The sequence below is a fragment of the Paenibacillus hemerocallicola genome, from assembly GCF_006265175.1.
In the GTDB taxonomy this organism is placed as follows: Bacteria; Bacillota; Bacilli; order Paenibacillales; family NBRC-103111; genus Paenibacillus_AB; species Paenibacillus_AB hemerocallicola.
In genome coordinates this window covers 1-8647 of sequence record NZ_VDCQ01000131.1, presented here as the reverse complement: position 1 = coordinate 8647, position 8647 = coordinate 1, and the positions used below count along the sequence as shown (strand labels likewise).

At 58.4% G+C, this 8647-nt stretch carries 5 protein-coding genes and 1 pseudogene; 5 read left to right on the top strand and 1 reads right to left on the bottom strand.

Annotated elements, in window-relative coordinates; all coding sequences use genetic code 11:
* The coding region (locus FE784_RS40150; RefSeq protein WP_281287219.1) for an exosporium glycoprotein BclB-related protein at nucleotides 1-651 on the top strand (651 nt) is incomplete at its 5' end.
* 486 nt (nucleotides 652-1137) lie between these two features.
* Here FE784_RS40150 and FE784_RS40145 read toward each other — a convergent pair.
* A complete protein-coding gene (locus tag FE784_RS40145) occupies nucleotides 1138-2544 on the bottom strand; it encodes an extracellular solute-binding protein (protein ID WP_176706873.1) in 1407 nt (468 codons plus the stop codon).
* Between the two features lie 313 nt (nucleotides 2545-2857).
* Between FE784_RS40145 and FE784_RS40140 the strand changes: the two genes are divergently transcribed.
* The 4 genes and pseudogenes from FE784_RS40140 to FE784_RS40125 all read left to right on the top strand — a co-directional run.
* Entirely contained in the window at nucleotides 2858-3871 is a 1014-nt protein-coding gene (locus FE784_RS40140; RefSeq protein ID WP_139607910.1) for a zinc-dependent alcohol dehydrogenase, read from the top strand.
* A 13-nt stretch (nucleotides 3872-3884) separates the two neighbouring features.
* Complete coding sequence (locus FE784_RS40135) at nucleotides 3885-5891, top strand: hypothetical protein (RefSeq protein ID WP_139607909.1); 2007 nt, start codon at nucleotides 3885-3887, stop codon at nucleotides 5889-5891.
* Nucleotides 5892-5936: 45 nt separating this feature from the next.
* The gene (locus FE784_RS40130; RefSeq protein ID WP_139607908.1) at nucleotides 5937-8231 is read left to right on the top strand and encodes an FIMAH domain-containing protein; all 2295 of its coding nucleotides are present in this window, start codon (nucleotides 5937-5939) and stop codon (nucleotides 8229-8231) included.
* Between the two features lie 23 nt (nucleotides 8232-8254).
* A pseudogene (locus tag FE784_RS40125) lies at nucleotides 8255-8647 on the top strand (hypothetical protein); the annotation flags it as partial.

The window sequence follows — 8647 nt, the reverse complement described above, 5'->3', positions numbered from 1 at the left end:
GGAGCGACGGGAGCAACGGGAGACGCAGGCCCGGCGGGAGCGACGGGAGCGACAGGAGATGCAGGCCCGGCAGGAGCGACGGGAGCGACTGGAGACGCAGGTCCGGCGGGAGCAACGGGAGCAACCGGCGACAGTGCGATCATTCCGTTCGCTTCCGGCGGTCCGGCGATTATGACGACCATAGCAGGTGGACTTATCGGTACCGCGAGCATTGTCGGCTTTGGCAGCTCGGCGACGGGCATCGACCTTGCGGGCGGCACGATCGATCTGACCGGTACGGCTTTGGGACCGATCATCAACTTTGCTTTCTCTATGCCTCGTGACGGCACAGTAACGGCGCTATCGGCTTATTTTAGCACGACGGTTGCACTGGCGCTCGTAGGTTCGACCGTAACGATTACGGCGCAGCTGTTCAGCTCGACCACGCCTGACAATACGTTCACTGCAATTCCGGGTGCGGTTGTATCGTTGGCTCCGCCTCTCACGGGCACTGTCGCATTGGGCACGATCAGCAGCGGAATCTTGACAGGCTTGAGCATTCCGGTTACGGCCGAAACGCGCCTACTGCTCGTATTCTCGGCAACGGCGGATGGGCTTTCCTTGCTCAATACGGTCACGGGATACGCAAGCGGAGGTCTTTCCATCAGCTAAGGAACGAAGCGGTCGACTCGTACAGTCGGCCGCTTTTCCTTGTGATTCAGCAAGTTTAACTAAATTGCGGTCGCTTATCCTCGAAATAAGTCGATAGACGTTTTTCTTATTATCGCATGATGATGGCTTCGGCGGGGAGAAGGGGCCGGACTGGGAACAGGTAGCTCGCACATAACGTTTCGGGATGGAAAACATACAGTTATTTTCGGATAATTGTCCGTTTTTCGTCCAATAGCTGGAAAACATGCAGTTGTTTGGACCGTAGGGGGTGTTTCGCAATCATAATGTTCAAATACCTGCATGTTTTCCAGTTAAATTCCCTTTCCGACCATCGATGTCGCAGATAGCTGTATGTTTTCCAGTTATTCGTCGGAGAGCGGGGAATCGCCCCGCCACCCTCGACCCTCGACACCAGCACACCCGATCGCCGAATCGGAGGCCCGGCCGCCGCACACCCGATCGCCGAATCGGAGGCCCGACCGCCGCTCACCCGATCGGCCGAACCGCCAGCGCATCCTCCAAGCCGCTGCAGCAGACGTCCAAATCCGTAACGCCCGCCCAATATAGCTTCAGCTCGCTGCGCATCCGTTTAAGAGCTTCGCCGGACAGCTGAAGATCGGAATGGAGCCGGAAGCTGCGTATAATTTCCCGATAGAGCATAAACCGCGACGGCTCGCACGCCAGAGCGGGATGCTCAGGATCGGCCCCCCGTTCGGCCGCTTTTTTGAGCGCCGGGATGCTTAACGTCCGGCGGCGGATCAGACTCTGATAGTCCAGCGAGGTCAGCTCGCGGACCAATTGCTTGGCCTCCTCCTTATGAGCCGATTTGGCCGATACCGCCAGGCCGACGACGAGGTTGAGCGTATAGTTCGTCCGAAGAGCGGGCAGCGGGGCGATATCGAACCGGAACGGGGCGTCCGTAAACAAGTTCAAGCCGAAATAGGTCGTCATGATCATCGTAATTTTCCCGTTGCGGAACAGCTCCTCCGCTTCCCCGTCGCTTTGGGACAAAAGCGAGGTCAAGCCTTGGTCGTTCAAAACGTCACGGCTCATGCGAATCGCTTCGCGAACCCCGGAGCCGGAGAAGTCGACATGACCGGCGTCTCCCGCCGACAACGGCTCCCCGCTCTGCAGCAGAAAGATCGGCCAACGGTTGTCGGACAGAGCATGATAATAAAAGCCGACCCGCTTGTTTTCCCGGCCGATTTCCGCCGCTACGCGTTGAAGATCGCTCCACGTCCAGCTGCTGTCGGGCTCCGGCAGGTCGTATTCCGCAAAGTGGTCCTTATTGTAACCGAGTACGACGGGAGAAAAGACGAAGGGCAGAGCATGGAGCAGCCCTTCCTCCCGAAATGCCGGCAGCAAAAACGGATACAATTCCTCGGACGGTTCCAGCGGCTCCAATAGCTCCTTCAGTTTGCCGGATTCCTGCAGCTCCCCGAAGCTGAGCTGGTTGAACATCGCGACGTCGATCATGCCCGAATCCAAATAGTGCTGCATCAAATGAAGATCGTCGAATTTGAACGGAATCGGGATCAGCTCCACGCCGATATCCGGATGCCGCTGCCGGTACAGCTTGACCAGCTCGGGCAGAGCGGCCTGCCTCCACATGGAAGGGTAATAGCCCAGACGAAGAACGGCTGCCGGCTTTTGCTCGGGCCGATTCGCCTTATTGCCGATCCTCGGGACCTTCAGCACGTAGCCTTGCTCGACCAGAAGGTCCAATCCTTTCCGGACGGAATGCTTGCTGATCTCGTACCGTTCCGCCAGTTCCAGCTCCGATGGCAGAAAATCCCCGTCGTTCAGCTGTCCGCTCGCGATTTGTTCCCGGATGCCGGTGACCATGTCGTCCAGCTTCGCCCGCAGTACAGATTGCCTCGTTTTCCGGCTCATCCCGGTTCCTCCTGATTCCCTAGTCCGTATCTGATTGAAAAAAGTCATATCGGATGATTCTGATCATAACGTTTATTATAAATAAAAATAAGCCGCCTGTCACTTGCCGCACAAATTGGAACAGTTAGGAGCAGTCGGATTTTACCTCAGCGGCGGCAAATGGGCTGAATACGCGAGCTGACGATTTTTCCGTTGACAGCGTTTACTTGATATCGTTATAATCCAATCAGATACGTACCACAAATGAGTATTAACATCGTTATTGTAATTTTGATTCGTTTGTGGTTAAAAAACATAAGATGGAGGGGAAACCATGCGTGTCATCGTTGCCAAAGGGGGAATGATCCTAACCGAAACCGAGCCCAAGCCGGCGCCGAAAGCGGGCCATGCGCTCATTCAAACCGTCTGCTCGGCCATCAGTCCGGGAACCGAGCTGATGATCGCGCGCAGACCGAACGAACGGCCGGCGGCACTCGGGTACAGCGCCGCCGGTTACGTGGCGGATCCGGGAGATTGCGGCGAATTTGCGGTGGGGCAAAGGGTCGCTTGCTATGGGGGCCCTTACGTAAGGCATGCCGAATGGCTGTCGGTGCCGCGTAATTTGGTCGTGCCGATTCCTGAATCGGTCGGCTTCGAGGAGGCATCCTTCGTCGGACTCGGGGCGATCGCGATCCATGCGCTTCGCAAGGCGGCGCTCCATTTCGGCGAGACGGTCGCGGTGGTCGGACTCGGCATCATCGGGCAGCTTGTTTGTCAAATCGCTCATGCAGCATCGTTCCAAGTCATAGCACATGACCTGATTCCGGAAAGAAGGCGGAAGCTGCAAGCGATGCTGCCCGCATGTACGGTCGTGGAGCGATTGGACGAAATGGGCGCAGTTGCGGGCGGGAGCACGGGAGGAGCGGGCGCGGATGCGGTTTTGCTCTGCGCGAACAGTGCCGACGGGAGCTTGATCGACCATGCCTTGCGCTGGGTCAGGGACCGCGGACATGTCGTAGTTGTCGGCGATATGAAGATGGATTTCAATCGCAGCTTGCTGTTTGCCAAGGAAGCGAACCTGACGGTATCCAAAGCGGGAGGTCCGGGCAGGGGCGATCCGGGCTACGAGCTCCACGGCAACGACTACCCGATCGGCTTCGTCCGCTGGACGGAAGGACGCAACATGGGAGAATACATCCGGCTGCTGGAGAACAGGGCCATCCGGATCGAACCGCTCATCTACGACCAATACCCGCTACAAGAAGTGTTGGGCGCATACGGGAAATACAAAGAGCTGCCGGAGCAAACGATGGGTATGGTGATCCGGTACGACCATACGAACCGATAAGGAGACTGATGCATTGAATCGAACAGCCATTGAACCCGTTGAAGTGAAACGGTCCGCCACATTTCCGTTCGGGACGGTCGAGGAATTGGGAGCGCCCATCCACAATTCCACCTCCCACGCCGCCGCCTTCGTGAAAACCGGGGAAGGCCGCACGATCATGTACTTGTCGCTGGACGGCGCGCAAGGAGAAGATGCCCGGCTCGGCATCGTCGATCTGGACGAAGAACGAATGCTTAAGGCGATTCGGCTTCCCGATGCGATGGGCGGATTTACGATGACGGTCGCGAACGATCGCAGCGTATATGTCGCTTCCCACAATAAAGGGAACGTGTATCGGTACACTCCGGCGGACGGCAAGCTGGAGACGTTGGGAAAGCCTACGCCGGAGACGACGTTCGGGTATTCGCTCATTCCGGCAGGGGATGACGCGGTGTACGGGGGGACGTACCCGGGAGCTGCGTTTTACGAGTACAGCCCGGCCGGGGGATTCCGGGTCCATGGACCGAAGCCGTTCGAGCCCGGCGAGCATTATGTGCGCAGTCTCGCGCATTGGTCGGAAGCCGGCGTCACGTATGTAGGGATCGGCTCCCACCCGCGCCTGAAACGTTACGAGCATGATGCCGGACATACCGAGGAGCTACTGCCGGAGTCGTATCGGAACGACGAGTTCGTATACGACTTGAACATCGAGGGTGGGAGGCTGTTCGTCCGGCTGAATCCGTCCAACCGGATGCTCGTATACCGGTTGGCTCTCGACGGCCAAGGCCGGGTAACGGAGGAACTGGAGCGGGAAGTGCCGAACGTCGGCAGTCTCGGCGTATCCGAGGAGTACGAGGGCTCCGTATACTATACCTCGTCGGGTACGATTCACCGGTATGATATCGGGACCGGAGAGTCGGTGTCGCTCGGGATCGATACGACTATAGCGCCGTTTAAGCTGAGCTTCGTACAACTGGCGGATCAAGAATCGTTTCCCGGGCGGACGTTGATCGGGGCAGGCTGCCGGATGGGCAAAACCCGCATATTCAAGTACAATCCGACGACCGGGGCGATCCGGATAACCGATCTGGACATCGAAGGCGTGCCGACTAACGTGCAGTGTGTCGTCGCCGGCTCCGACGGTCAAATCTACGCGGGGGCGTTTCTGGTCGGAGGCACCTCCATATTCGACCCGTCTACCGGACTTTTTACGGAACATAAGGGAGTCGGGCAGACGGAAAATATCGCCGAGGTCGGCGGCAAAATGTATTTCAGCGTGTATCCGCATGCAAAGCTGTTCGAATACGACCCGGCGCAGCCTTGGACGATGGCCCAGGGGGGAAGCAATCCGCGTCAATTGTTCAATTTGTCCGCCGAGGAGCAGGACCGGCCGTACGGTCTGACGGTAGGGGGCGATGTGCTGTACATCGGCACCATATGCGGCTACGGCAAGCTTGGAGGCTCCATTACGGCTTTCGAGCCGCGGTCGGGTGCGCGCAAAGTGTATCGCAACCCGCTGCCGGAGCTCAGTATCGTAACGCTCGTCTATCGCGGCGGCAAGCTGTACGGAGGGACGAACGTCTGGGGAGGGCTCGGCATCAAGCCTGCCCGGAGCGAAGCGGAATTGCTCGTATTCGACGTGTTCACTGAGGAAGCCAGGGGCATTCCGTTGCCGGCGCCCGGACTGAAAGCGATTACGGCATTGACGTTCGGAACGGACGGCTTGCTGTGGGGCATGTCGGAAGGCTACGTGTTCGCCTTTGACCCGGCCGATGAGACCTATGTGCATTTGGCGCATCTGTTCCCGGAGCTCCGCTATGGCGAGCAGTCGATATGGAGAGACGCCTCCCTGCGTTTCGGCAGAGACGGCGCCCTTTACGGAACGGTGCAAGGAATGCATTTATTCCGTTACGATCCGGCGACCGTTTCTCTGGAAAGGCTCGTGGAGGACGGAGCGCGGTTTCTGGCCGAGGATCGCGAAGGACGGCTTTATTTCTCGGACGGGAAGACGAGGCTGCGGCGGTATACGCTTCCGGGCTGACGGCATAAGGAAGCTTCAACCTATGAAGGGAAGGGAGATCTTCAAATGAAACTTTCCAAAAAAATGGGCACCTGCTTGCTGGTCTTTATGCTGGGACTCAGTACGACGGCGACGGGGCCGAAGCCGGTCGACGCGCAGGATGCCGTACCCGGCGCATACGAGATGCTCGGGACGCCGCTCAAGCGGGTAGTCGGCGTCGGAGGCGCGCCATTCGACGGTCCCGACGGGACGCCTTACATCAGCGCCTCCGTTAACGGCTCGCCTGCGCAATTCGTCTCCGTTCACGCGCTCACGCTCCAAGTGGACAAAGTGATCGAAATACCCGGAACGTCCAGCGCTCCGTCCATGATAACCGGGGCTGACGGGAACGTATACATCGGAACGACCGGATCGGCCGAATTGTTCCGCTACGTACCGGGAACCGCCGAATTGGAGCCGCTGGGCAAACCGATCGCGGGCGAGACTTATGTTTACGGCCTGACGAACGGTCCGGACGGCAAGCTGTACGGAGGGACTTATCCGGGGGGCAAGATGTTCGAGTACGACCCGGCGACCGGCGCCTACCGCAATTTCGGCACTCTCGTGCCGGGCGAGAAATATATTAGGGCGACCGCTTACGATGCCGAACGCGGACTGTTCTACGTCGGGACGGGAACGGGCAACAAGCTGGTCGAATTCGATCCCGCGACCGGCGCGGTATCCGCGAACGGGATGCCGGCGTCTCTGTCCGTCGAGGAATACCCGAACAGCATCGATCTGATCGGAGGCAAGCTGTTCATCCAACTGAACAAGACGTCCACGCTGATCGTGATGGATAAGCTGACGAAGGCGATCGAATATACGCGTGCAGGCGTATCGTCCCAGGTTATTCCTTCCGCGGACGGAACGAAGGCGTACCTGTTCACTCCGGGTGACGCTTACGTGCATGCATACAACTTTGCCACGAAGCAAACCGAGTCCGTCTTCCGGTTCGGCAAATATAACGGCTGGAAATCCGCGCGAATGATTCAAACGGGGACTCCGCAATCGCCGGCCTACACATTGTCCGCATGGGCGGGCTACAATGCCGCGGTTACGTACGATTTCGCGGCGGGGAAGCAGCGCGGCCAAACGATCGACGTGCCGGGTCAGCCGATCGAGATTCGCTCGATCGCGGGCGGACCGGACGGACGAGTGTATGCCTCGGGGACGCAGGGCGGAGTCGGGATTTATGATCCGGCAACAGGCGTCATGGAACCGGGATCCCTCGGAATCAGCCAAGCCGAGGGCATAACGGCCATCGGAGACGTGCTCTACTTCGGAATATATCCGCAAGCGCGGCTGGCGATGTTTGACACGTCGCGGCCTGCAGGAACGGGGAATCCCGCCGAAATCGCCAAGCTGCCGGCCGACAGCCTGCAGGATCGCCCGTTCGGCATGGTCGCATCGGAGGAGCTCGGCAAGCTGTTTATGGGTACCGTCCCCCAATACGGCCAGCTGGGCGGAGCTTTCGCCGTCTATGATCCGGCTACGAAATCGTTGCAGACGTACCGAAATCTGGTGCAGGATCAAAGCATCATCACGCTTGCCTACAAGGACGGCAAAGTGTACGGCGGCACATCGATTTGGGGCGCTTACGGCGCGCCGGCTCCGACGGCGAAGGAAGGAAAGCTGTTCGTATGGGATGCGGCGACCGGTCAAAAGGAGCTGGAAATCGTCCCCGTAACCGGAAAGCAGGCCGTCACGTCGCTTATCGTCGGTCCGGACGGCAACATATGGGGCTTTGACGAGGGAGTCCTGTTTATTTTCGATCCCGCTGCCCGAACGGTGACGGAAACGCACGAGGTCATGCCGATCCGCTATGCCGGTACGGTATGGACGGACGCGTTCATGGCGACAGGCAAGGACGGCAACGTATACGGAACGGCGCGCGGCGTGTTTTTCCGCATCGACGGGGAGACGAAGCAAGTGGCGATTCTGGACAATACCCGCCAATTCTCCAATCTGACGGTAGACCGGAATGGCGATCTGTACATGCGCTCGGGTATCGAAGGCAAAAGGCACGAGCTGTGGAGGTACACGAACCCCGATCTGGCGCTGGCCGGCATGATGGAGCGTATCGACGATTCGGCTGCCGACGGAAGCATGGGGCAGCCGCTATACAAGCAGACGAGCAACGATTTGCGGCAAGCGGTTCACCATTGGCAGGCCGGACGCCGGGATCAAGCCGTGCACTTCCTGAACAAGGTCGTCGATTCGTTGGAGACGGGAGATAAATGGGCGAGCGAACCGGTGCGCAGCGGGCTTCAGGCCGGGCTGAACGAAATCATCGGGCTTATGCAACGTATACCGGGGAATTGAACTTTACCGAAGGGGAGATAAAGATGGTCAATAAAAGGGTGTCGAAAGCGGTTTTGCCTTTCCTGTCGTTTGCTCTCATTTTGGGCGCTTGCGGCTCGGGAGGAGGAGGCGATGCGGCCAAAAATTCGGATCCGGCGCAGCCGCCGGCGGATAAGCCGAAAGAGCCGGTAACGCTTACGTTTTATAATCCGAACTCGGGAGACTTGAAGGACGACTGGATGGCGCAATACGGAAATGCGATTCAAAAGAAATTTCCTCATATCACGGTCAATTACGTGCAATCCCCGGATACGAATCCGGCGGGCCATCTCGCCAACCTGCTGGCGGCGCAAGAGCCGATCGACGTGATCCTCAATGCGGATACGAATCATTACCGGCTGATCACGCCTTTCAAATTCGAGTACGATATGACCGAA

Excerpts from the sequence above, each read along its gene's own strand:
- FE784_RS40145 (WP_176706873.1), bottom strand. The coding sequence starts at position 2,544 with ATGAGCCGGAAAACGAGGCAATCTGTACTGCGGGCGAAGCTGGACGAC.
- FE784_RS40140 (WP_139607910.1), top strand. The coding sequence starts at position 2,858 with ATGCGTGTCATCGTTGCCAAAGGGGGAATGATCCTAACCGAAACCGAG.
- FE784_RS40130 (WP_139607908.1), top strand. The coding sequence starts at position 5,937 with ATGAAACTTTCCAAAAAAATGGGCACCTGCTTGCTGGTCTTTATGCTG.